At 65.6% G+C, this 21739-nt stretch carries 22 protein-coding genes; 11 read left to right on the forward strand and 11 right to left on the reverse strand.

What is annotated here, in order from left to right:
- Positions 1 to 40 precede the first annotated feature (40 nt).
- Positions 41 to 964: an electron transfer flavoprotein subunit alpha/FixB family protein gene (locus O9Z70_RS02250; protein ID WP_286020876.1), complete on the reverse strand. Its 924-nt coding sequence runs from the start codon at positions 962 to 964 to the stop codon at positions 41 to 43.
- Positions 964 to 1722, reverse strand: a complete 759-nt coding sequence (locus O9Z70_RS02255) for an electron transfer flavoprotein subunit beta/FixA family protein (protein ID WP_286020877.1) — start codon at positions 1720 to 1722, stop codon at positions 964 to 966. Before O9Z70_RS02255 ends, O9Z70_RS02250 begins: the two co-directional genes overlap by 1 nt.
- Positions 1723 to 1930: 208 nt before the next feature.
- Here O9Z70_RS02255 and O9Z70_RS02260 point away from each other — a divergent pair, with 208 nt between their 5' ends.
- Together O9Z70_RS02260 and O9Z70_RS02265 are read left to right on the forward strand one after the other, a co-directional pair.
- Positions 1931 to 3106, forward strand: coding sequence for a M20 aminoacylase family protein (locus tag O9Z70_RS02260; protein ID WP_286020878.1), 1176 nt, complete (start codon positions 1931 to 1933; stop codon positions 3104 to 3106).
- An 85-nt stretch (positions 3107 to 3191) separates the two neighbouring features.
- Positions 3192 to 3494 (forward strand): hypothetical protein, encoded by a 303-nt coding sequence (locus tag O9Z70_RS02265; protein WP_286020879.1) that lies wholly within the window; start codon positions 3192 to 3194, stop codon positions 3492 to 3494.
- A gap of 291 nt (positions 3495 to 3785) precedes the next feature.
- Here the strand turns inward: O9Z70_RS02265 and O9Z70_RS02270 are convergent, their stop codons facing one another.
- Positions 3786 to 5420 carry an alpha-glucosidase gene (locus tag O9Z70_RS02270; protein WP_286020880.1) on the reverse strand — a complete coding sequence of 545 codons (1635 nt, stop codon included), beginning with the start codon at positions 5418 to 5420 and terminating at the stop codon, positions 3786 to 3788.
- An 89-nt stretch (positions 5421 to 5509) separates the two neighbouring features.
- Between O9Z70_RS02270 and O9Z70_RS02275 the strand changes: the two genes are divergently transcribed.
- Entirely contained in the window at positions 5510 to 5896 is a 387-nt protein-coding gene (locus O9Z70_RS02275) for a cupin domain-containing protein (protein WP_286020881.1), read from the forward strand.
- Between the two features lie 48 nt (positions 5897 to 5944).
- On the opposite strand, the gene O9Z70_RS02280 is transcribed toward O9Z70_RS02275, so the two are convergent.
- Together O9Z70_RS02280 and O9Z70_RS02285 are read right to left on the reverse strand one after the other, a co-directional pair.
- The gene (locus O9Z70_RS02280; protein ID WP_286020882.1) at positions 5945 to 6874 is read right to left on the reverse strand and encodes a 2-hydroxyacid dehydrogenase; all 930 of its coding nucleotides are present in this window, start codon (positions 6872 to 6874) and stop codon (positions 5945 to 5947) included.
- Positions 6875 to 6923: 49 nt separating this feature from the next.
- Complete coding sequence (locus O9Z70_RS02285) at positions 6924 to 7922, reverse strand: AEC family transporter (RefSeq protein ID WP_286020883.1); 999 nt, start codon at positions 7920 to 7922, stop codon at positions 6924 to 6926.
- Between the two features lie 73 nt (positions 7923 to 7995).
- Between O9Z70_RS02285 and glpD the strand changes: the two genes are divergently transcribed.
- The 3 genes from glpD (at position 7996) to O9Z70_RS02300 (ending at position 11404) form a co-directional block, all read left to right on the forward strand.
- Positions 7996 to 9498 (forward strand): glycerol-3-phosphate dehydrogenase, encoded by a 1503-nt coding sequence (gene glpD / locus O9Z70_RS02290; protein WP_286020884.1) that lies wholly within the window; start codon positions 7996 to 7998, stop codon positions 9496 to 9498.
- A gap of 62 nt (positions 9499 to 9560) precedes the next feature.
- A complete protein-coding gene (gene glpK, locus O9Z70_RS02295) occupies positions 9561 to 11054 on the forward strand; it encodes a glycerol kinase GlpK (RefSeq protein WP_286020885.1) in 1494 nt (497 codons plus the stop codon).
- Positions 11055 to 11101: 47 nt separating this feature from the next.
- Complete coding sequence (locus tag O9Z70_RS02300; protein ID WP_286020886.1) at positions 11102 to 11404, forward strand: zinc ribbon domain-containing protein YjdM; 303 nt, start codon at positions 11102 to 11104, stop codon at positions 11402 to 11404.
- 44 nt (positions 11405 to 11448) lie between these two features.
- Here the strand turns inward: O9Z70_RS02300 and O9Z70_RS02305 are convergent, their stop codons facing one another.
- Complete coding sequence (locus O9Z70_RS02305) at positions 11449 to 12273, reverse strand: DUF1499 domain-containing protein (RefSeq protein WP_286020887.1); 825 nt, start codon at positions 12271 to 12273, stop codon at positions 11449 to 11451.
- A 119-nt stretch (positions 12274 to 12392) separates the two neighbouring features.
- Positions 12393 to 13022, reverse strand: a complete 630-nt coding sequence (gene pdxH, locus O9Z70_RS02310) for a pyridoxamine 5'-phosphate oxidase (RefSeq protein ID WP_286020888.1) — start codon at positions 13020 to 13022, stop codon at positions 12393 to 12395.
- 111 nt (positions 13023 to 13133) lie between these two features.
- Here pdxH and O9Z70_RS02315 point away from each other — a divergent pair, with 111 nt between their 5' ends.
- On the forward strand, positions 13134 to 14087 hold the full coding sequence (locus O9Z70_RS02315) for a DnaJ C-terminal domain-containing protein (RefSeq protein ID WP_286020889.1): 954 nt from the start codon (positions 13134 to 13136) through the stop codon (positions 14085 to 14087).
- 291 nt (positions 14088 to 14378) lie between these two features.
- Here the strand turns inward: O9Z70_RS02315 and O9Z70_RS02320 are convergent, their stop codons facing one another.
- Positions 14379 to 15317 carry an L-threonylcarbamoyladenylate synthase gene (locus tag O9Z70_RS02320; protein ID WP_286020890.1) on the reverse strand — a complete coding sequence of 313 codons (939 nt, stop codon included), beginning with the start codon at positions 15315 to 15317 and terminating at the stop codon, positions 14379 to 14381.
- A gap of 61 nt (positions 15318 to 15378) precedes the next feature.
- On the opposite strand from O9Z70_RS02320, the gene O9Z70_RS02325 reads away from it, so the two are divergent.
- The 4 genes from O9Z70_RS02325 to O9Z70_RS02340 all read left to right on the forward strand — a co-directional run bounded on the left by O9Z70_RS02325 (position 15379) and on the right by O9Z70_RS02340 (position 18047).
- On the forward strand, positions 15379 to 16305 hold the full coding sequence (locus O9Z70_RS02325; RefSeq protein WP_286020891.1) for a histone deacetylase family protein: 927 nt from the start codon (positions 15379 to 15381) through the stop codon (positions 16303 to 16305).
- 27 nt (positions 16306 to 16332) lie between these two features.
- Positions 16333 to 16578 (forward strand): exodeoxyribonuclease VII small subunit, encoded by a 246-nt coding sequence (locus O9Z70_RS02330; RefSeq protein WP_286020892.1) that lies wholly within the window; start codon positions 16333 to 16335, stop codon positions 16576 to 16578.
- A 141-nt stretch (positions 16579 to 16719) separates the two neighbouring features.
- The gene (locus O9Z70_RS02335; protein ID WP_286020893.1) at positions 16720 to 17316 is read left to right on the forward strand and encodes an SCO family protein; all 597 of its coding nucleotides are present in this window, start codon (positions 16720 to 16722) and stop codon (positions 17314 to 17316) included.
- Positions 17313 to 18047, forward strand: coding sequence for a TlyA family RNA methyltransferase (locus tag O9Z70_RS02340; RefSeq protein WP_286020894.1), 735 nt, complete (start codon positions 17313 to 17315; stop codon positions 18045 to 18047). Before O9Z70_RS02335 ends, O9Z70_RS02340 begins: the two co-directional genes overlap by 4 nt.
- Positions 18048 to 18388: 341 nt before the next feature.
- On the opposite strand, the gene O9Z70_RS02345 is transcribed toward O9Z70_RS02340, so the two are convergent.
- Genes O9Z70_RS02345 through O9Z70_RS02355 form a run of 3 tightly spaced genes read right to left on the reverse strand, consistent with a single transcriptional unit; the run spans position 18389 to position 21715 of the window.
- Complete coding sequence (locus O9Z70_RS02345; RefSeq protein WP_286020895.1) at positions 18389 to 19933, reverse strand: dipeptide ABC transporter ATP-binding protein; 1545 nt, start codon at positions 19931 to 19933, stop codon at positions 18389 to 18391.
- Entirely contained in the window at positions 19920 to 20768 is an 849-nt protein-coding gene (locus tag O9Z70_RS02350) for an ABC transporter permease (RefSeq protein ID WP_286020896.1), read from the reverse strand. Before O9Z70_RS02350 ends, O9Z70_RS02345 begins: the two co-directional genes overlap by 14 nt.
- On the reverse strand, positions 20765 to 21715 hold the full coding sequence (locus O9Z70_RS02355; RefSeq protein WP_286020897.1) for an ABC transporter permease: 951 nt from the start codon (positions 21713 to 21715) through the stop codon (positions 20765 to 20767). The genes O9Z70_RS02350 and O9Z70_RS02355 overlap by 4 nt, the downstream gene beginning before the upstream one ends.
- Between the last annotated feature and the right edge of the window lie 24 nt (positions 21716 to 21739).

Raw genomic sequence — 21739 nt, forward strand, 5'->3', positions numbered from 1 at the left:
GGTTCCCGTGGTTCGATAGGCGCGCCACGAGGTTTCCGCATCAGCGTTTCACGCCCAATCTCTCCAGTTCCGCCGTCAATTGCGGAACGATTTCAAAGAGATCGCCGATCAGCGCCAGATCGGCGATCTTGACCAGCGGCGCCTCCGCATCGGCGTTGATGGCGATGATTTTCCTAGCGCCCTGGATGCCGGCAAGGTGCTGGAGCGCCCCGGAAATGCCGATGGCGATATAAAGATCGGGGGCGATGATCTTGCCGGTCTGGCCGATCTGCCAATCGTTGGGGGCAAAGCCCGCATCGACGGCGGCGCGAGTGGCGCCGATGGCCGCGCCCAGGGTTTTCCCAAGTTTTTCAATCAGTTGGAAACCCTCGGTCGAACCGACGGCGACGCCGCCGCCGACCACGATCTGGGCGGTGGCGAGATCGGGCACGTCGCTCTCGCTGCGATGGGCGGCGATAAATCTTGCGGCGGAAGCGGTAGGAGAATCAATGGTTTCGATGGGCGCCGCATTGCCGGAAGCGGCCGGACGGAAGGCCGAGGCGCGGAAAGTGAGGACGTGCCGGGCCTGGTTGTCGATGACGGTTTCGAGAGCGTTGCCGGCATAGATGGGCCGCGTGAAGCGGTTTTCGCCCTCGATGGCGACGATGTCGGTGACCGGCTGGATGTCGAGTGTGCCGGCCAGGCGCGGCATCACGTCCTTGCCCAGGGTCGAGGCACTCGAGACCAGATAGCGGTAGCGGACTGCTAACGTTGAGACCAGCGCCACGAGCGATTCCGCTAGCAGATCGGTGTCGCTGACCATCACTTTGGCGATTCCGGCAATGCCCGCGGCGGCCTCCGCCGCGGCGTGGGGACCAGGGACGAGCAGGTCGACCGGACCAAGCTGGGCGGCGGCGGCGACGATGCGCGCGGTGGCGGGGGAGAGGATGCCGTTATCGAGTTCGGCGAGAACCAGAACCGCCATCAGCTCGCCTCCATCGCATCGATCTCGGCGGCGATGCGCGCGGCGAGATCGGCAACCGAGCCGACAATCTGTCCTGCCACGCGCTCGGGCGGCGGGGATATGTTTTCGATCCTGAGGCGCGGGGCGAGATCGACGCCGAACTCGGCGGCAGGACGCAGCGCGAGCGGCTTGGCGCGCGCCTTCATCACCATCGGTAGCGCGGCATTGCGCGGATTGTTGAGGCGAAGATCGGCGGTGACGATGGCGGGCAGGGGCAGTGCCAGGGTCTCGCGGCCATAATCGACCTCGCGCGTGACTTCCAGCGCGCCGCCGCTGAGCTTGATGGCCGAGGCGAAAGTGGCCTGCGGGCGATCGGTGAGGGCGGCGAGCATCTGGCCGACATGATTGCTGTCATCGTCCACCGCCTGCTTGCCGAGCAGCACCAGATCGGGCTGTTCCTCGGCCACGACCCTGGCGAGCAGTTTGGCAATGGCGAGGGTTTCGAGATTGTCGTCGGTCTCGATGAGCAGGCCGCGATGCGCGCCCATGGCCAGGGCCGTAAGGATGACGTCATTGGCAGCTTTCGGCCCGATGGACACCACGACGATTTCGCTGGCCTGGCCGGCTTCGGCAAGCTGCACCGCCGCCTCGACCGCGTGCTTGCAGAACGGGTTCATCGACATACGGACGCCGTTGGTCTCGACGCCCGAGCCATCGGGGCGCACCCTTATGCGGACATTGTGATCGACCACGCGTTTGACCGCTACGAGGATTTTCATAAGCAGCTCCGTCAGACTGGCGCTTCAATGACAAAAACGGCCGGGACGGGCAAGGCGGCGGAGGGGAATATCGGTTCGGCGTGGCGGCGATTGTTGGAAAGGGGTGCTGGCGCAATGCCGAGAGGATTGCGCCACGGACAGGCTTGGAGTTGACGCGCCCGCCCGGGGCGGAGAAATTGCCGCGTCTTTCATTTGCTTTGGTTCGTTCATGCCCGTTCTCAATCGTGTCGCCGAATTGCAGCCCGAAATCGCCGCCTGGCGGCGGGATTTCCATGCCCATCCGGAAGTTTTGTTCGATGTGCACCGGACGGCGGGCATCGTGGCGGAAAAGCTCCAGGCCTTCGGTTGCGACGAGATCATCACCGGGCTGGGCCGGACCGGCGTGGTCGGCGTCATCAATGGCCGCACCAATACAAGCGGGCGAACCATCGGCTTGCGCGCCGACATGGACGCGCTGCCGATGACCGAGAGGACCGGGGCGGCCCATGCCTCGACCATTGCCGGCAAGATGCATGCCTGCGGCCATGACGGGCACACCGCCATGCTGCTCGGCGCCGCCAGATACCTGGCCGAAACGCGCAATTTCGACGGCAAGGTGGCGCTGATCTTCCAGCCGGCCGAAGAAGGCGGCGGCGGTGGCAAGGTGATGATCGATGACGGCCTGTTCGACCGCGTCAGCATCGACGAAGTCTATGGCATGCACAATTGGCCCGGCATGCCCATCGGCGCCTTCGGCATCCGCGAGGGCGGCATCATGGCGGCGACCGATCGCTTCTATATCGACATCGAAGGGCGGGGCGGACATGCGGCGCGGCCGCAGCAGACCATCGACCCGATCATCGTCGCCGCCCAATTGGTCACGGCGATGCAGACCATCGTGTCGCGCAATCTCGATCCGCTGGAAAGCGCGGTGCTCAGCGTCACCATGATCGAGGCCGGCGAGGCCGACAATGTCATCTCGCGCACGGCGAAAATCACCGGCACGGTGCGGACGCTGGATGGCGGGGTGCAGGATTTCATCGAAGCCAGATTGGCCGAATTGGTGCCGCAATTCGCCGCCAGCTTCGGCGCCAGCGCCGCCATCCGCTATGTGCGGGGCTATCCCGTGACCGTCAATGCCGCCGAACAGACCGCCTTCGCCGCCGCGGTGGCGCGGGAAATCGTCGGGCCCGAACGGGTCGATGCCGAGACGGTCCCCTCCATGGGCGGCGAGGATTTCTCCTTCATGCTCAACGAGCGCCCGGGGGCCTATATCTTCATCGGCAATGGCGATTCGACCGAGCTGCACACCGATACCTATGATTTCAACGACGAGGCCATTCCGGTGGGCGTGAGCTATTGGGTGCGGCTGGCGGAGCGGGCCCTGCCTTTGGACCGGGCTTGAGCCGCCGGCCGCAAGCCGGGGACGGAAAAACGGGCGCAGGAAAGCCGCATTTGCGTTTCATGGAAACGGGCAAAGGAGATCGCTCATGATGATCCGCGCCTTTGCCGCCCTGGCCCTCGGCCTCATGTTCACCGCCGCCGCCCAGGCCTCGGCGAGCTGTTATGCGCGCGCCCCCGGCGCGCATGTCTCTTTCGGCATCAGGATCGGCGGCGAATTCACGCAGGACGAGCGCGACCGCTTCAACCTGATGCAATTGCGGCAGATGGGCGTCGATGCCAGCCGGGCGGAAATGTGGGGCGGCTGCATCCGGGCCTTTGTGAGGAAGCCGGGCGGCGGCGAGGAAATGCAGTTTTTCCACCCCGACACATTCGAGCGCGTGACGCCTTAGGGGGCGGGCCGTCCGGTTGCAGGAGGTCGAATTGTTGCGCCTCCCGCCCTTTTGAGGGGAAGTGTTTACATCGGTAAGTCGAGCCAAGTTGTCTCGGGACGCGAGGCCCTTAGCCCCCTCCCCCTTGAGGGGAGGGAAGGCGAGGGGGTGCTGCGGTTTCTACATATCCGGCAGCCTCATCCTCGCTCCGGCACCCCCACCCTCAATCCCTCCCCTCAAGGGGGAGGGAGGCGCAGGAACCGCCAATCCTGTCGCCGAAGCAAGCACCCAATGTAGCACTCCCTCACGCCTTCACTCCGCCTTGTACCGCACCTGTCCCTCGCCGGCAGGGGCCGGGAGCACGGCGAAGCCATTGGGGCCGAGATCGAGCTGGGTGCCGGAGAGTTCGGCATTGCGGCTGATCGGTTCCAGCGCCGGATCGATGCCGGACAGCACGACCGATAGCGGCGCGGCGCCCAGGTTGAAAATGCAGATCAGGTCCTTGTTGCCGGCGCTGCGCGAGAAGGCCAGCACCGGCTCGCCGCAATCGAAGAAGGCGATGTCGCCGATCTTCAGCGCCGGATGGGTTTTACGCCAGGCGAGCAGGCGCCGGTAATAGTTCAGCGTGGAATCGGGATCGGCGTTCTGGACGTCGACGCTGAGCGCGGCGGCGGCATGCTTGACCGGCAGCCAGGGCGTGCCGGTGGTGAAGCCGGCATGGGGCAGGCCATATTGCCAGGGCATGGGGGTGCGGCAGCCGTCGCGGCCCTTGTCTTCCGGCCAGAAGCGGATGCCGCGCGGGTCGGTCAGTTCCTCATAAAGAATATCGGCCTCGGGCAGACCCAGTTCCTCGCCCTGATAGAGGCCGACCGAGCCTTTCAGGGTGAGCATCAGGGCGATGGCCTGGCGCGCGAGATCGGCGCTGGCGGCGCTGTGCGGCGCCCAGCGGGTCATGTGGCGGATGACATCGTGGTTGGAAAAGCTCCAGCAGGGCCAGCCGCTCTCGCCCCCGGCGAAGAAGGCTTCGACCTTGGAGCGGAAATGGGCGGCGGAGAATTTGACGCTGAGGAAATCGAAGGAATAGCACATATGCAGCAGGTCGCTGCCGGACGTGTATTGCTTCATCAGTTCCAGGCCGCGCTCCTCGTCGCCGACTTCGCCGATCGTGGCGACATCGGGATAATCGTCGAGCATGGCCCGCATCTTGCGCAGCCAATCCAGGTTTTCCGGCTGGCTCTTGGAGAATTGGTGGCTTTGCAGGTCATAGGGATTGATCGCCGGCTTGTCCTGGGGCGCCACGAGCGGCGGGTTCGAGCGCAGCCTGGCGTCGTGGAAATAATAATTGACCGTATCGAGGCGGAAGCCGTCGAGGCCCCGATCCAGCCAGAAGCGCATGACCTCCAGCACCGCGTCCTGCACCGCCGGATTGTGGAAATTGAGGTCGGGCTGCGAGGTGAGGAAATTGTGCAGGTAATATTGCCGGCGCGATGTATGCCATTCCCAGGCCGAGCCGCCGAACACCGACAGCCAATTGTTCGGCGGGGTGCCATCGGGATTGGCATCGGCCCAGACATAGAAATCGGCCTTGGAATTGTCGCGGGAGAAACTGGATTCGAGAAACCAGGGATGCTGCGACGAGGTATGGCTGATCACCTGGTCCATGATGACCTTGAGACCCAGCGAATGGGCCTTTTCGATCAGTACGTCGAAATCCTGGAGCGAGCCGAATAATGGATCGACCTGGGTATAATCGGACACGTCATAGCCCATATCCGCCTGCGGCGACTGGGTGATGGGCGAGAGCCAGATGCAGTCGACGCCCAGGCTGGCAATATGGTCGAGCCGGTCGATGATGCCGGCGAGGTCGCCCACGCCATCGCCATTGCTGTCCTGAAACGAGCGCGGATAGACCTGGTAGATCACTCCGCCGCGCCACCATTCGTTCATCGTCTGCTCCTTGAGGGCTGAATCGAAACCAGGCTAGCGGGTTCCCGCGGCGCTGTTAATGGCCTGTGCTGCCGGCAGGAGGTGTCGAAATGGCGGAGGCTCGTTCGTCGGTCCGGCACAGACAGGAGATTGCCGACATGGTCCATATCGTTCCCGCCGCCGACAAAAAACCGGGCGACAGCCGCACCATTCGCTTCGAAGGCGCCGATTTCGGGGCGCCGATCGCCTTCTTCGCCGTGGATGCGGCGCCCGGGCAGGGCCCGAAACTGCACCTTCATCCCTATGCCGAAACCTGGATCGTCAAGCGTGGACGGGCGCGCGTGGTGGCGGGGGACGAGGCGTTCGAGCTGGGACCGGACGACATCGCGGTGATGCCGGCGAACACGCCGCATAAATTCACCGCCCTGGAGCCGGAGCGGCTGGAAATGGTCTGCATCCATGCCGCCGGAACCATGCGGCAGGACAATCTGGAATAGGCTGCCCCTCGCTTCTCCCCGAGCGGGATAAGCGAGGGGCGTCGACAGCTAGGCCACCGCGCTGATCAGCGGTTCGCCGGCAAAGTGGTTTTCCAGATTGGCCGCCAGCAAGGCGCCCATGGCGTCGCGGGTCTGGCTGGTGGCGCTGCCCTGATGGGGGGAGAGCACGACATTGTCGAGGCCGAACAGGGCTTCGGGGACATTGGGTTCGTCGACGAAGACATCGAGCGCCGCGCCGCCCAGGCCGCCATTGCCGAGCAGTTCGACCATGGCCGGCTCGTCGACCAATGTGCCGCGGGCGATATTGAGCAGATAGCCTTCGGGGCCGAGCGCTTCGAGCACTTTCCGCGATACGATCCCCTCGGTGCCCTTGCCGCCCGGCGCGATGAGAACCAGCCAGTCGCTGTCGCGGGCCATGGCTTCGAGATTATCGTAATAGACATAGGGCACGTTGGGCTGGCGGTGGCGGCCGTGATAGACGACGCGCATCTTCATGGCCTGGGCCCGGCTGGCGATTTCCTTGCCGATGCGGCCAAGGCCGAGAATGCCCACGGTCTTGCCGGTCAGCTCGGAAAACAGCCCGAGACGATGGTTGGGCCATTGACCCTGCCGCACGAATTGATCGGCCTGCGGAATGCGGCGGGCCAGGCCGATCATCATGCCGATCGTATATTCGGCCACCGCGTCGCTGAGCACGTCCGGCGTATTGGTGACGCGGATATTGCGGGCCTTGGCGGCGGCGATGTCGATATTGTCGTAGCCGACGCCGAAACTGGCGATGATTTCCAGATTGGGCAATTGCGCAATCAGGTCGGCGCTGACGCCGGAACCGGCAATGGCGCGGATGCGGGCGCCGTTTTCGGCCAGCCAGGCGGCCTTGTCGGCCTGCTCATAGAGCTTGTGGACAGTGTAGCGCGCGGCGAGCGCCTCCTGGCAAGGGGCATGGAGCGGTGCGGTCTGGAGGATTTCGATGGTCATGAAATGGTTTCCTTGCATGCGTTTGGCCGGATTGCCGTCAAAGATGATGTCACTGCAACACGAAAAGCCAGGCTGAAATGGTCAGCGCCGACAGGATCGTGCCGATGAGGATCGCATTGGCCGCGACGCTGGTGCCGCGATCGTAATAGGTGGCGAAGACGTAGATATTGACGCCGGCCGGCATGGCTGCCAGCAGGACGCCGTAACGGGCGATCTCCATAGGCACGTGCAGCACCCAGATCATCAGCACATAGGCGATGAGCGGATGCAGGACGAGCTTGATGAGGGCGGCCACCAGTGCCTGCTGCCAGCTCTCCGACAGCTTGAACTCGTTGAGCGCCCCGCCAATGCCGAACAGCGCCGCGGGCACCACGGCCTGGCTCATCATCTGGAAGAAGGCTTCGGCCGGCTCGATCAATTGCAGGTTGATCACCGAACCGCCAATGCCGGCGGCAATGCCCCAGATCAGCGGGTTGGAGGTGACGCGGCGCACCGCCACGATCAGGGCTTTCGTCAGCGGCTGGCCATCGCGGCGGGTGAGCTCCATGGTGACCATGCCCAGCGATAGCAGGATGGCGCCATGCAGGCCGATGATCGAGAGGGTGACCGGCATGGCCGCCTCGCCATAGGCGCGCGTCATGAGCGGCAGGCCCACCAGCACCGAATTGCTGAACGTGCCGGCAAAGCCCACCGAGACGCTTTCGCCCGGCTTGGCGGCGAAGGCCCGCCGGGAAATGACGATGCCGATAACGAAGCAGACGATCGCGCCCAGATAGAAGGGGCCGATGATTGCCAGATTGAAAGCCGCGCGGAAATCGCTGGTGCTGATGGAATAGAACAGCAGGCAGGGCGTGGCGAAATTGTTGACGAAGGCGATCAGCGCCTTGATGCCATCGGCCGGAAACAAGCGTAGCCGCACCGCGCCGAAGCCAAAGGCCATGAGCGCGAAGATCGGGGCGATGACGGCAAGAATGTCGAGCATTGGCCGGGAAGCCTGGGCCGGGAGGGAATGGTCCCCTGCCGTACCCTCCAGTTCGGAGCGGGTCAATGCCACTCTCATATGGCGGAAAAAGCGAAATAGAGATGTTACAAAACGAAACCAAGTGTCGTATAAACGAAACATGACGGACAAAGGCGGCGACATGCTGGATATTTTCGTGATCGGCGGCGGCATCAACGGCGCCAGCGTGGCGCGCGATGCGGTGGGACGCGGCTATTCGGTGGCGCTGGCCGAGATGAACGATCTGGCCTCGGGCACTTCATCCGCCGCCACCAAGCTGATCCATGGCGGGCTGCGCTATCTCGAACATTACGAATTCCGCCTGGTGCATGAGGCCTTGGCCGAGCGCGAAGTATTGTGGTCGGCGGCGCCGCATATCATCTGGCCGCTGCGCTTCGTCCTGCCGCATCACAAGGGCTTGCGGCCGGCGGCGGTGCTGCGCGCCGGGCTGGCACTTTACGATCATCTGGGCGGACGGCGCCTGCTGCCGCCGACCAAGACCCTGGACCTGACCCGGGACGAAGCGGGCAGGCCGCTGAAGCCCGGCTATCGGCTGGCTTTCGAATATTCCGATTGCTGGGTGAACGATGCGCGTTTCGTGGTGCTCAATGCCCGCGACGCGGCCGATCGCGGCGCTGCGATCCATGTACGGACCAAGGTGGTTTCGGCGCGGCGCGAGCACGGCGGCTGGACCATCGAACTCGATGGCGAGGGCGGGCGGCACAGCGTGCGGGCGCGCCTGCTGGTCAATGCCGGCGGGCCCTGGGTGGACGAGGTCATCAACGGCGTCATCGGCAAGAATGGCGCGCATAATGTGCGGCTGGTCCAGGGCAGCCATATCGTGGTGAACAAGCTCTACGATCACGATCGCTGTTATTTCTTCCAGAATTCGGACGGGCGCATTTTCTTCGCCATTCCCTATGAGGACGATTTCACCCTGATCGGCACCACCGACCGCGATTATGACGGCGACCCCAAAGACGTGAAGATCACCGAGGAGGAGATTGATTATCTGCTCGCCGCGGCCAGCGAATATTTCGTTCAGCCGGTGACCCGCGAGGCGATCGTCTGGACCTATTCCGGGGTGCGGCCGCTATTCGATGACGGCGCCAGCGCCGCGCAGGAAGCCACCCGCGATTACGTGCTCAAGCGCGATGGCGATGCGGCCAGCGGCGCCCTGGTCAATGTCTTTGGCGGCAAGCTGACCACGTCGCGGCGGCTGGCCGAATCGGTGCTGGAACAGGTCGAGGAGGTGCTGGGCAAAAAGGGCGCGGCCTGGACCAAAAAGAGCACCCTGCCGGGCGGCGATTTCGGGGTGAAGGGCTTCGACGGCGAATTGCGCCGGCTCGGCATGAATTATCCCGGCCTGCCGGCGGGCTTGCTGCGGCGGCTGCTGCGGCTTTACGGCACCCGGGCCCGGATCATTCTCGGCGCCAAGCAGGACGAGGCGGAACTGGGCCGGCATTTCGGCGCCGATCTCTATCAGGCGGAAGTGGATTACCTGGTTGCGCAGGAATGGGCGCGCAATGCACAAGACATATTGTGGCGGCGCACCAAGCTGGGGCTGCGGATCGGGGCCGAGGACGTGGCGCGGCTGGAAGACTATCTCGCGGGGCGTGGCTAGCGGGGCTGTCTCCTTTTCTCTTGTGGGAGAAGGGGGCAAGGGAAGATCGGAGGAGAGATTTCATGAGCGGTTATATTCTGGCCATCGATCAGGGCACGACCTCGAGCCGGGCCATTCTGTTCGACGGCGACCGCAAGATTGCCGGGTCCGGCCAGAAAGAATTCACCCAGATTTTTCCCCAGGACGGCTGGGTGGAGCATGACCCCGAGGAAATCTGGGACAGCGTCGTCTGGTCGGTGAAGGCGGCGCTGAAACAGGCCAAGGCCAAGGCCACGGACATTGCGGCCATCGGCATCACCAATCAGCGCGAAACGGTCCTCGTCTGGGACCGCCAGACCGGCAAGCCGATCCACAATGCCATCGTCTGGCAGGACCGGCGCACCGCGGAGCTCTGCGCCGAGCTGAAACGGCTCGGGCACGAGGACTTGGTGACCGGCAAGACCGGATTGCTGCTCGACCCCTATTTCTCCGGCACCAAGGTGAAATGGCTGCTCGACCAGGTGACGGGCGCGCGCCAGCGGGCCGAACGGGGCGAACTGGCCTTCGGCACCGTGGATTCTTTCCTCATCTGGCGGCTGACCGGCGGCAGCAAGCACGTGACCGACGCCACCAATGCCGCCCGCACCCTGTTGTTCGATATCGGCAGCAATGCCTGGGACGAGCAGCTTTGCGGCCTGCTCGACGTGCCCATGGCCATGCTGCCCGAGGTCAAGGATTGCGCCGACGATTTCGGCGTGACCGAGGAAACCCTGTTCGGCGCCGCCATTCCCATTCTCGGCGTGGCCGGCGACCAGCATGCGGCGACCATCGGCCAGGCCTGTTTCGAGCCGGGCATGGTCAAATCCACCTATGGCACCGGCTGCTTCGCGCTGCTCAATACCGGCACCGACATGGTGCGGTCCCGGAACCGGCTGCTGACCACCATCGCCTATCGGCTCGACGGCCAGACCATCTATGCGCTGGAAGGCTCGATCTTCATCGCCGGCGCCGCCGTGCAATGGATCAGGGACGGGCTGAAACTGGTCAGGCATGCCAGCGAGACCGGGCCGCTGGCGCAATCGGCCGATCCGGGCCAGAACGTCTATATGGTGCCTGCCTTTGTGGGCCTGGGCGCACCCTGGTGGGACGCCGAGGCGCGGGGCGCCATCTATGGGCTGACGCGCAATTCCGGCCCGGCCGAGATCGCCAGGGCGGCACTGGAGGCGGTGTGCTACCAGACGCGCGACCTGCTCACCGCCATGCAGAAGGATTGGCAGACCGGCGGCAAGGACAGGGTGCTGCGCGTCGATGGCGGCATGGTGGCCTCGGACTGGACCATGCAATTCCTGGCCGACATTCTCGATGCGCCGGTGGACCGCCCGACCATTCTCGAAACCACGGCGCTGGGCGCGGCCTGGCTGGCCGGGATGAAAGCCGGCATCTGGCCGGGCATGCAGGAATTTTCGGCCGGCTGGGCCCGCGACAGACGGTTCGAACCGGCAATGGACGAGCAGACCCGCAAGGCCAAGGTCGCGGGCTGGGACGACGCCGTGCGCCGGACGCTGACGGCGCGATAAACCCGTCCGCCATTGGCAAACGGCGGGCAAGCTGGCATAGCCCAGTCATGACCAGTGACAATGACGACTATATCTATGACGAAACCACCGGCGAATGGCGTCCGGCCTCGGAAGTGAGCAACCTCGCCGCCGAGGCGGTCGAGGTGCGCGACGCCTCGGGCAATCTGCTTGCCGACGGGGATTCGGTGGTGCTGATCAAGGACCTCAAGGTCAAGGGCGCCGGCCAGACGCTCAAGCAGGGCACGGTGATCCGCTCGATCCGGCTGACCGACAATCCCGAAGAGATCGATTGCCGGCACGACGCCATCAAGGGCCTGGTGCTGCGCACGGAATTTGTGCGCAAGCGGTAGGGTTTGGGCCGAACCACGCTCGTCCGGGAATGAGGCGGCTTTGATCAGCGTTCGCCGGTTTCCACTTCGGGGTTCGGCACCACGTCGGGCATTACCGGTTCGCTGATATTTGGATTGTCGCGCAGAAAGGCGGTGACCTCGCTGTCCAGCGCCGTCAGCAATTGGCTGATGCGCTGGCCATTGGCGCCGAAATCGATGGGCGCGCCGATCGAGGCGGAGCGCATGTCGACGCGGGCGCCGTCGCGGGTCGGGCGCACCAGCAGCACCGCTTCGTCCTGCCAGCCGGGCAGGGTGACGATGCGGGCATTGATGCGGCCCTCCTCGGAGAAATCCAGCGGCTCGCTGCGGCGGCGCACATCCCAGCCATTGGCGCGCACCAGCCGGTCGACCAGCGCGAAGAGCTGGATGACGTCGAGCGGATAATCGCGGGTCGCCGCATTGGGGAACAGCCGGCCCTGCTCGGCGGCGCTCAGCAGCAGCGGCGGCGGCATGGCGGCGGTATCGGGCTGGAAGATCAGGGGCAGTTCGCTGCGCGGGGCGGTGGCGATGTCGGTGACCGGCGGATTGCGCAGGGCCAGCGCCCCATACCAGCCGAAGGGCGCCACGCAGGCCAGGCCCAGGGACAGCCCCGCCAGCGCTCGGCTCCAGCCCTGATCGCCGCTGAACCATAAGCGGATCAGCGCCCCAAGCGACACCAGAACCGCCAGCGCCGCGAGCGCGCCGGCAAACAGGATCAGCACGAGGAAGGTCGCGGCATCGATGAAGCCTTCGCGGTGCATGAGCACCGGCAAGAGGACCAGAGGCACGGCCACGCTGCCCAGCCGCCGCGCCCAAATGGCCCATTTCGAGGTTCTGATCTTTATGCGCAAGGACGCCGCATCCCCGTTAAGGCGCCCAGAATAGGCGAAAGGTCTTTCGCTTGTTTGAACGGGCGGTCATGGACCGGAATTGCCGCGCCCCAACCATTCGGTTCACCTGGCGGACCCCATTAGGGATAAAGCCGCACGCTGCTCCAGGCGCCGCCCATGGTTTCGCGGGTGAAGCGCACCCGGTCATGCAGCCGATATTCGCCATCCTTCCAGAACTCGATGCTGGTCGGCACCAGGCGAAAGCCGGACCAATGCGCCGGGCGCGGCGGCTCGGCATCGCCGGTCCGGGCGGTCAGCGCCGCGACTTCCTCCAGCAATTGCCGCCGGCTGCCCAGCGGCCGGGATTGCCGCGAGGCGGCGGAGGCGATGCGGCTGGCCCGGGGGCGCGAGGCGAAATAGGTGTCGGCCTCGGCCTCGGCAACGACTTCCACCGGGCCGCGCATGCGTACCTGCCGGCGCAGGCTCTTCCAGTGCATGACCATGGCGGCCTGCGGATTGGCGAGCAATTGCCGGCCCTTGGCGCTGTCGAAATTGGTGAAGAAGCAGAAGCCCCGCGCATCGCGGTAATTGAGCAGCACAATGCGCACATCGGGCAGGCCGGTCTCGTCGACACTGGCCAGCGCCATGGCATGGGGATCGTTGGGCTCCGCTTCCTGCGCCAGCGCGAACCATTCCTCGAACAGGGCGAAGGGATCGAGCTCGGCGCGGTCGCTATCGTCGAAGAGGCGCTCGGTCAGGGTCTGCAGCATGACGAATATTCCTGCATCTTGGCTGTCCGCAAACTGGACAAGGCCATGGGGCGTGGCCATATAGGACTTCAATGACAGGGCGAGCAACGCCCAACCGATGATTGGACCTAAATGCGCGATCCTTACACCGTACTCGGGGTGTCGCGGTCCGCAAGCGAGAAGGACATCAAGTCCGCCTATCGCAAGCTGGCCAAGAAATACCACCCCGACCAGAATCCCGACGACCCTTCGGCCCATGGCAAGTTTGCCGAGGCGACGCATGCCTATGACCTGTTGAACGACAAGGAAAAGCGCGGCCAGTTCGACCGCGGCGAAATCGACGCCGAGGGCAATCCGCGTTTCGCCGGATTCGGCAATGGCGGCTTTGGCGGCGGCAGGACCGGGGCGCGGCCCGGCGCCGGCCCGGGCGCCGGCGGCTTTTCGGCCGAGGACATCCTCAAGGAATTCATGAGCGGCTTCGGCGGCCAGCCACGCGGTGGCGCACGGGGTCCGGGGGGCGGCGCGCAATGGGACCCCTTTGCCGGCACGACAGCCGGTGGCGGCGGCGCCCGCATGGCCAAGGGCGACGACGTGATCGTCAATATCGCGGTGTCGCTGGACGATGCCCACAAGGCGGCGTCGGTGCCGGTGCGCATGCCCAATGGCAAGATGCTGAACGTCAAGCTGCCCGACAAGGTCGAGGAAGGCCAGCAGATCCGGCTCAAGGGCCAGGGCACGCCCAGCCCCTTCGGCGAACCGGGCGACGCGCTGGTGACGATAAAATTCGAGCGCTCCAAGACCTTCCGCCGCGACGGGCAGGACATCCGCACCGATGTGGCCGTGACCCTTTACGAGGCGGTGCTGGGCGCCAAGGTGCGGGTGCCGACGCTGGACGGTTCGGTGGAGCTCAACCTGCCGCCGGGCGTCGACACGTCCAAGGCCCTGCGCCTCAAGGGCAAGGGGCTCTACGGCGATGGCGATCTTTATGTGAATGTCCGCGTGGTGCTGCCCCCGGGCGGCGATGCCGACCTGGAGGCGCTGGCCCGGTTCATGCGCGACCAGAAGCCGTATAAGGTGCGGGACTAGTCCGAAACGCCTCCCGCGCCGTCGCAGCCGCCCCGTCCCTGGATACTTGTTTCGGCGACAGGATTGGCGGTTCCTGCGCCTCCCTCCCCCTTGAGGGGGAGGGATTGAGAATGGGGTGTCGGAGCCAGGGCGAGGCTATTGGATGTGCAGGAACCGCAGCACCCCCACCCCTTCCCTCCCCTCAAGGGGGAGGGGGCTAAGGGTCTCACGTTCCGAGACAACTTGGCTCGAAGTGCCCCGATGCAAACACTCCTCCTCAAGGGGCAGGGGAGCACAGGAGCGCGCGGGACCTTATCCCCTTGGCGCCGCCGCCCGTCGCAGCCGGTCGTTGATCGCTTCGCCCAGGCCGGTTTCGGGAATGGGCGCTGCCGCGATCACGCCGACGCCGCTGGCATCGAGTTCATGCAGCATGGCGAAGAGATTGCGCGCCGCCTCGCGCAGGTCGCCGCCTGACGACAGATTGCGGGTGATCCCCTCGAACGGGGCAGAGGGCCCGAAGGCCAGCCAGCCCTCGCCCGGCCGCGGCGCCGTGTCGAGCCGCAGAGCGGCATTGGGCGCATAATGGCTGAGCAGCATGCCGGGGGCGGCGATTTCGGCGCCCTTGGCGGCCCGCTCCACGGCCATGTTCATGACCTTGCCGATCTCGTCGCGGCTCAAGGCGCCGGCGCGGAGCTGGATCAGCCTGTCGCCATCGACGGCGATTATGGTGGATTCGACCCCCGCCTGGCAGGCGCCGCCATCGAGCACCGGCACATTGCCGGCGAAACCGCGCCGCACCTGTTCGGCATTGGTGGGCGATAGCCGGCCCGAAGGATTGGCCGAAGGCGCGGCCAGCGGCCGGCCGCTGGCCCGGAGCAGGGCCTGGGCGATCGGATGGTCGGGCACGCGCAGCGCCACCCTGTCGAGCCCGGCCGTGGTGATGTCGGCGAGCCCATGGCCGGGCCGCAGCGGCAGGACGATGCTCAACGGGCCGGGCCAGAATGCCTGCGCCAGGCGGCGGGCCAGTGGCGAAAACAGCGCCAGCTTTTCGGCCATGGCCAGATCGGCGCAATGCACGATCAGCGGATTGAAGCGCGGGCGGCCCTTGGTTTCGTAGATCGACAGCACCGCATCGCTATTGGTGGCGTCGGCGCCCAGTCCATAGACTGTCTCGGTGGGGAAGGCGACGAGCCGGCCATGGCGCAGCAGCGCGGCGGCATCTTCGATTTCCTTCTGGTCGGGCGCGGTCATGCGCGCTGTTTGACAATAGGTCCGGTCCGCGTCAAGACGAAGCCATAACCGGAGTGCGCTATTGACAACCCTTCTGGTCAGCCAGCCCAATTTCGCCGACCACCAGACCCCGCCGGGCCATCCTGAGCGCGCCGACCGCATAAAGGCGGTCGACGAAGCCCTGGCCGCGCCGGCTTTCGACGACCTGCTGCGCCGCGACGCCCCCTATGGCGACCTGATGCTGGCGGACCTGGTGCATGACCGGCACTATCTGCAGCAGCTGCGCGATGCCCGGCCGGCCGAGGGCATCAGGCAGGTCGATGGCGACACCTTCATTTCCGGGCGCTCGCTCGACGTGGTGGCCACCGGGCTGGGCGGGGCGCTGGCGGCGCTGGATGCGGTGCTGCTGGGCGAGGCGGACAATGCCTTCTGCGCCATCCGCCCGCCGGGTCACCACGCCGAAATCGCCACGCCCATGGGCTTTTGCCTGGTCAACACCATCGCCGTGGCGGCGCGGGAAGCGCAGCGGAAATATGGCGCCGACCGGGTGGCCATCGTCGATTTCGACGTGCATCACGGCAATGGCACCCAGGACATTTTCAAGGACGATCCCAGCGTCTTCTATGCTTCCAGCCACCAGATGCCGCTGTTCCCCGGCACCGGGCATCCGCGCGAAACCGGCATGGGCAATATCGTCAATGCGGCGCTGCCGGCCCAATCGGGCGGCGAGGCGATGCGCGAGGCCTATAACGACAGAATATTGCCGGCGCTGGAGAATTTCTCGCCCGATCTTTTGCTGATTTCGGCCGGTTTCGACGCCCATCACCGCGATCCGCTGGCGCAGCTCGAATGGGTGGATGCCGATTTCGCCTGGCTCACCGGAAAGTTGATGGACATAGCCGGGCGGCGCTGCGCCAACCGCATTGTGTCGCTGCTCGAAGGTGGTTATGACCTCAAGGGCCTGGCCGGCGGCGTCACCCATCATGTGACGACGCTGCTGCGCGGGTAGCGATAAATCCGAACGAGCGGGGCGCCGATGGCCGATAACGATGACGTGAAATCGCTGAGCTTCGAGGCGGCATTGGAACAGCTCGAACAGATCGTCGCCAAGCTGGAAAGCGGCAAGGCGCCGCTCGCCGAATCCATCGCCATCTATGAGCGCGGCGAGGCTCTCAAGGCCCATTGCGAGACCTTGCTCAAGACCGCCGAGGCGCGGATCGAAAAGATCACGCTGTCCCGCGACGGCAAGGCCATGGGCACCGAGCCGCTCGACGCGACCTGAGGCCGGGCGCGGCAATGTGCCTGTTGCCTGGCGCGGTTCGCGCGCGCATCAAGGTGAAAATTCTCTCGCGCTGCCGTCATCGCCGGGACGAGCCGGCAATAAGGCTGTGACGGGTATGGGTGTGATCTTTGAGGCGTGACAATGACCAATAAAGCCCTGCGTAATTTCCGGGTCGTGCTGTGGGTGCTGGTGGCCGTGGCGGCGATCGGGGCCACGGCGCTCTATCTGTTCCAGCCGCCGCAGCGCCCGCTGGGATTGACCGGCCAGGAATTCGCGCTGGCCTCCACCAAGGGCGGCGCCTTCACGCAGAACGATCTGCGCGGCACGCCCAGCCTGATCTTTTTCGGCTATACGTTCTGCCCCGATGTCTGCCCGACAACGCTGGCCGAAACCACGGCCTGGCGGGCGCAATTGGGGCTCGACGCCGACGATCTGCGCATCATTTTCGTGACCGTGGACCCCGAGCGCGACACCCCCGAAATGGTCAAGGAATATGTCGAGGGCTTCGATCCGAGCGTTATCGGACTGGTCGGCGACCAGGCCGAGACCGACCGGGTCAAGGCAGCGTTCGGCGTGTTCTCGGAAAAGGCCGGGGACGTCGACAGCGAGTTCTATCTCGTCAACCACACGGCGCTGACCTTCCTGATCAAGGCCGATGGCTCTTTCCAGGGCACGATTTCCTATGAGGAAGCCAGCGACACCGCGCGCGCCAAGATCGAGCGGCTGGTAAACGGTTGAGCCGTATCCGGCTCGACCTGATGCTGGAACAGCGCGGGCTGATGCCCAGCCGGGCCCGGGCCCGCGACGCCATCCGGCGCGGCACGGTGCAGGTCAATGGCGCGCTGGCGAAAAAGCCCAACCAGATGGTGGGCGAAGCGGATGTGCTGACGCTGGACGATCCGGCCGCCGCCTATGTGTCGCGCGCGGCGCTGAAGCTGATTGCCGGGCTGGAAGCGGGCGGCATCGACCCGGCGGGCAGGACCTGCCTCGATATCGGCGCCTCCACCGGCGGCTTCACCCAGGTGCTGCTACAGCGCGGCGCGGCAAAAATTTATGCCGTCGATGTCGGCCACGGCCAATTGCATGACAGCCTGCGGGGCGCGGCGCGGGTGGTGAGCCTTGAGGGCATGAATGCGCGGGACCTGGACCGCGCGACCATTCCCGACATTGTGGACCTGCTGGTCTGCGATGTCAGCTTCGTCTCGGTCACCAAAGTGCTGGCCGCGCCCTTGGCCTTGTGCGGGCCGCAGGCCGAAGCCGTGATCCTGTTCAAGCCGCAATTCGAGGTGGGCCGGGATTTCATCGGTAAGGGCGGGATCGTTTCGGATCAGGCGGCGAGCGAGCGGACCATGGGCGAGGTCGTGGCCTTTGTCGAGGCCGCGCGATTTGCGCGGCGCACCAAGATCGTGTCGCCGATTGCCGGCGGCGACGGGAATGTGGAGACGGTGCTGGTGTTCGGGCGGGAATAGGGTGTTTCAGCTTTCCATGACGAGCGGGGGGTGAGCCGCTGATCGGCCAGCACAGAACGCGGTGGGCCAGAATCGAGCTGCAAAAGGATTCTGGCGCTCCTTCGCCCCCTCCCCCTTGAGGGGAGGGCCGGGGAGGGGGTGCTGCGGTTCCTACACATCCGGTAGCCCGCCCTCGCTCCGCCACCCCCACCCTCAATCCCTCCCCTCAAGGGGGAGGGAGGCGCAGGTGCCTAACCTTCCGGGAGCAGGGACATTCGGGACCTCACCCTGAGCTTGTCGAAGTGCGAGGTCGGAGACACCGAGCCCACGACCTCATGGTGCGGGTTCGGCACCCTGGAGTCTCACGCCACATCCGGCAATCTCGCCGCCATCAGCGCCCTGGTCAGGGCATGCTGCGGTTGGGCGAACAGCGCGTCCGGCGTACCCTCTTCGACGATCCGCCCGGCCTCCATTACCAGCACCCGATCCGCCATCGCCGCCACCATGTCGAGGTCGTGGCTGATGATGAGAAAGGTGAGGCCGTGTTCCGCTTGCAGCCGCGCCAGCAATGTCAGCACCTCGCCGCGCACCGAAACGTCGAGGGCGGAAACCGGCTCGTCCAGCACCACGAAGCGCGGTCGGGTCACCATGGCGCGGGCAATGGCCAGGCGCTGGCGCTGACCGCCGGAGAATTCGTGCGGATAGCGGGCGAGCATGGCCGGGTCGAGGCCCACTGAAAGAATGGCGTCATGCAGCCGGGCCGCGCGCTCCGCCGCTGCCAGCGGCCCGAGCAGGTGCAGCGGTTCGGCCAGCGATTGCCCGATGCTCATGCGCGGGTCAAAACTGCTGAACGGGTCCTGAAACACCAGCGACAGGCCGGCGCGCAACGGCGGTTGCAGGTCGCGCCCGCGATAGGACTGGCCATCGAGGCGCATCCGCCCTTCCGTGGCGCTGTCCAGCCCGACGATCATCCGCGCCAATGTGGTCTTGCCGCAGCCCGACGGCCCCACCAGCGCCACGCATTCGCCGGCGCCCACGGCAAAGCTGACCCTGTCGACCGCGCGCAGCGGCTTGCGGCCCCAGAGCCAGAACCCGCCCTGCCCATAGTCGCGACTGACGCCGTCGACCTCGAGCAGGGGCGCGCCCGATCGCGGGCGCGAAATCCGCCGTTCCATGCGGCTAGCCGCCACCAGCTTCCTGGTATATTCGGCCTGCGGATTTTGCAGCACCGCCCGCGTCTCGCCTGTTTCCACCAGCTTGCCGGCCTGCATGACGCCGATATGGGAGCACAAGGCCGCCACGGCGCGCATGTCGTGGCTGATGAATAACAGCGTCATGCCGCGCCGATCGCAGATCGCGGCGATGAGATCGAGCACCAGACGCTGGGTGATGGCATCGAGCGCCGAAGTGGGTTCGTCGGCGATCAGTAGATCGGGCTCGCTCGCCAGCGCCATGGCGATCATTGCCCGCTGCCGTTGCCCGCCGGAAAGCTGGTGCGGAAAGCGCCTGGCATGATCGGGTTGCAGGCCCACTTCGCCGAGCAGGGCATCTATATCGGCGCCGCTGTCCGACAGGTCGGCGGCCTCGCCGATCTGGTCGCCGATATTCATCAGCGGATTGAGCGCCGTCATCGGTTCCTGAAACACCATGCCGATGCGCTTGCCGCGCAGCCGCGCCATGGTTTTTTCGTCGCCGGGCAGGGGCGTGCCATCGAAGCGGATCGTGCCCGCGACGTCCGCCGTGTCCGGCAGCAAGCCGGCTATGGCCAAAGCCGTCAGCGACTTGCCCGAGCCGCTTTCGCCGATAATGCCGAAGCGGCCGCCTGCTTCGATATGCAGCGACAGCGCCGACACGGCCGGCTGGCCGCCAAAGCGGATCGTGAGTTTGTCGATGTCAACCAGCGCCATGGTTCAGCCCCTCCCGGCGCAGGCGTGGGTCCATGGCGTCGCGCAGCCCGTCGCCGGCAATGTTCAGCGCGATGACAATGGCCACGATGGTCAGGCCCGGCACGATGCCGAGCCAGGGATGGATGAGGAACAGGCTCTGCGCATCCCGCAGCATCAGCCCGAGGCTGGTGGCCGGCGCCTGGGTGCCGAGCCCGATATAGGACAGACCGGCTTCTGCCAGAATGCCCAGCGAGAGCTGGATCGTGCCCTGCACGATGATGAGGCTCATGATATTGGGCAGTAGATGCTGCGCGGCGATGGCCGTGTTGCCGAGGCCGGCAAGGCGCGCCGCCGCCACATAATCCTGCGTGGCCACGGTCAGGGCGCCGCCGCGCGCCACCCGGGCAAAGACCGGAATGTTGAAGATGCCGATGGCGATGATGGCGTTGATTTCGCCGGGTCCGGCCAGGGTGGCGATGAGAATGGCGATCACCACCGAGGGAAAGGCGAAGGTGACGTCGGAAATCCGCAGCACCAGCCATTCCACCGCGCCACCCCAGGCCGCTGCCGCCAGCCCCATCGGCACGCCGATGCCGACGCCGATCCCCAGGGCCGATGCCGCGACCAGAAAGCTGGTCAGGGTGCCGCTCATGACCAGGGAGAGCATGTCGCGGCCCAGATGGTCGGTGCCCAGCCAATGGCCGGCGCCGGGGCCGAGAAAGCGGCGGGCGATGACGATCTGCTCGATCGGATAGGGCGTCCAGACCAGCGAGAGCAGGCCGAGCAGCGCGAATGATGTCGCCGCCACGAAGCCGATGACGAGGCTGGGATGGTTGAGCAAGCGCCGCCAGTTCATGCGTCCTGCCTCCTGAGGCGCGGATCGACCAGAACATAGAGCAGATCGGTGATGAACATGGTCGCCGTCACCGCCAGCACCAGCACGATAGTGGCGCTGCGCACCAGCACCAGATCGCGCTCGGCAATGGCGGTGAAGATCAGCCGGCCGAGGCCGGGCAGGTAAAAGACGTTCTCGACGATGATGGTGCCGGCGATGAGAAAGGCGAATTGCAGGCCGAGAATGGTCAGCACCGGCAGCATGGCATTGCGTATCCCGTGCCGCCACACGGCTTCACCCAGCGTGAGGCCCTTGGCGCGGGCGGTGCGGATGAAATCCTGTCCCGTGACGTCGACCAGGGCCGTGCGCATGACCCTCGCGAGAATGGAAGCCTGCGGCAATGCCAAAGCGAAGCCGGGCAGGATCAGCCCGCGCAAGGCGAGCCAGAAATTCTCCTGCCAGGGGGTGAAGCCCCCGGTCGGCAGCCAGCGCAGCGTTACCGCAAAAACCAGTGTCAGCAGCATGCCGAACCAGAAATTGGGAATGGCGATGCCGGTCTGCGCCAGCACCATCAGGCCGGTATCGGTGGCCTTGCCGCGCCGCATGGCGGCCACGATGCCCAGCGGCAGGCCGATGCCCATGGACAGCGCCATGGCCAGCGCGGTCAGCGGCAAGGTGACCGCCATACGGTCGGCGATCAGCCGGGATATGGCGACGCGCTGGGTGGCCGACATGCCGAAATCGCCCTGCAGCATGCCGAATATCCAGGCGAGGAACCGCTCATGGGCCGGCGCATCGAGCCCCATCTGCGCCCGCAAGGCGGCAACGCTGGCTTCGGAAGCGTTGATGCCGAGGATGAAGCGCGCCGGATCGCCGGGCAAAAGGTCGAGCAGGACGAAGATGACCAGGGCGGCGATGAACAGGGTGGCGACAAAACCCAAGAGGCGGCGGAGGAGGTGGAGGATCAAGGAGCAACCTCGCTCCGAAAGGGC

It is taken from the genome of Devosia sp. YIM 151766, from assembly GCF_030285925.1.
Taxonomy (GTDB): domain Bacteria; phylum Pseudomonadota; class Alphaproteobacteria; order Rhizobiales; family Devosiaceae; genus Devosia.

Coding starts and splice junctions, on each gene's coding strand:
- glpK (WP_286020885.1), top strand. CDS start 9,561: ATGAGCGGTTATATTCTGGCCATCGATCAGGGCACGACCTCGAGCCGG.
- O9Z70_RS02275 (WP_286020881.1), top strand. CDS start 5,510: ATGGCGGAGGCTCGTTCGTCGGTCCGGCACAGACAGGAGATTGCCGAC.
- O9Z70_RS02300 (WP_286020886.1), top strand. CDS start 11,102: ATGACCAGTGACAATGACGACTATATCTATGACGAAACCACCGGCGAA.
- pdxH (WP_286020888.1), bottom strand. CDS start 13,022: ATGCTGCAGACCCTGACCGAGCGCCTCTTCGACGATAGCGACCGCGCC.
- O9Z70_RS02345 (WP_286020895.1), bottom strand. CDS start 19,933: ATGGCGCTGGTTGACATCGACAAACTCACGATCCGCTTTGGCGGCCAG.
- O9Z70_RS02350 (WP_286020896.1), bottom strand. CDS start 20,768: ATGAACTGGCGGCGCTTGCTCAACCATCCCAGCCTCGTCATCGGCTTC.
- O9Z70_RS02335 (WP_286020893.1), top strand. CDS start 16,720: ATGACCAATAAAGCCCTGCGTAATTTCCGGGTCGTGCTGTGGGTGCTG.
- O9Z70_RS02315 (WP_286020889.1), top strand. CDS start 13,134: ATGCGCGATCCTTACACCGTACTCGGGGTGTCGCGGTCCGCAAGCGAG.
- O9Z70_RS02320 (WP_286020890.1), bottom strand. CDS start 15,317: ATGACCGCGCCCGACCAGAAGGAAATCGAAGATGCCGCCGCGCTGCTG.
- O9Z70_RS02280 (WP_286020882.1), bottom strand. CDS start 6,874: ATGACCATCGAAATCCTCCAGACCGCACCGCTCCATGCCCCTTGCCAG.
- O9Z70_RS02255 (WP_286020877.1), bottom strand. CDS start 1,722: ATGAAAATCCTCGTAGCGGTCAAACGCGTGGTCGATCACAATGTCCGC.
- O9Z70_RS02330 (WP_286020892.1), top strand. CDS start 16,333: ATGGCCGATAACGATGACGTGAAATCGCTGAGCTTCGAGGCGGCATTG.
- O9Z70_RS02260 (WP_286020878.1), top strand. CDS start 1,931: ATGCCCGTTCTCAATCGTGTCGCCGAATTGCAGCCCGAAATCGCCGCC.
- O9Z70_RS02265 (WP_286020879.1), top strand. CDS start 3,192: ATGATGATCCGCGCCTTTGCCGCCCTGGCCCTCGGCCTCATGTTCACC.
- glpD (WP_286020884.1), top strand. CDS start 7,996: ATGACGGACAAAGGCGGCGACATGCTGGATATTTTCGTGATCGGCGGC.
- O9Z70_RS02270 (WP_286020880.1), bottom strand. CDS start 5,420: ATGAACGAATGGTGGCGCGGCGGAGTGATCTACCAGGTCTATCCGCGC.
- O9Z70_RS02250 (WP_286020876.1), bottom strand. CDS start 964: ATGGCGGTTCTGGTTCTCGCCGAACTCGATAACGGCATCCTCTCCCCC.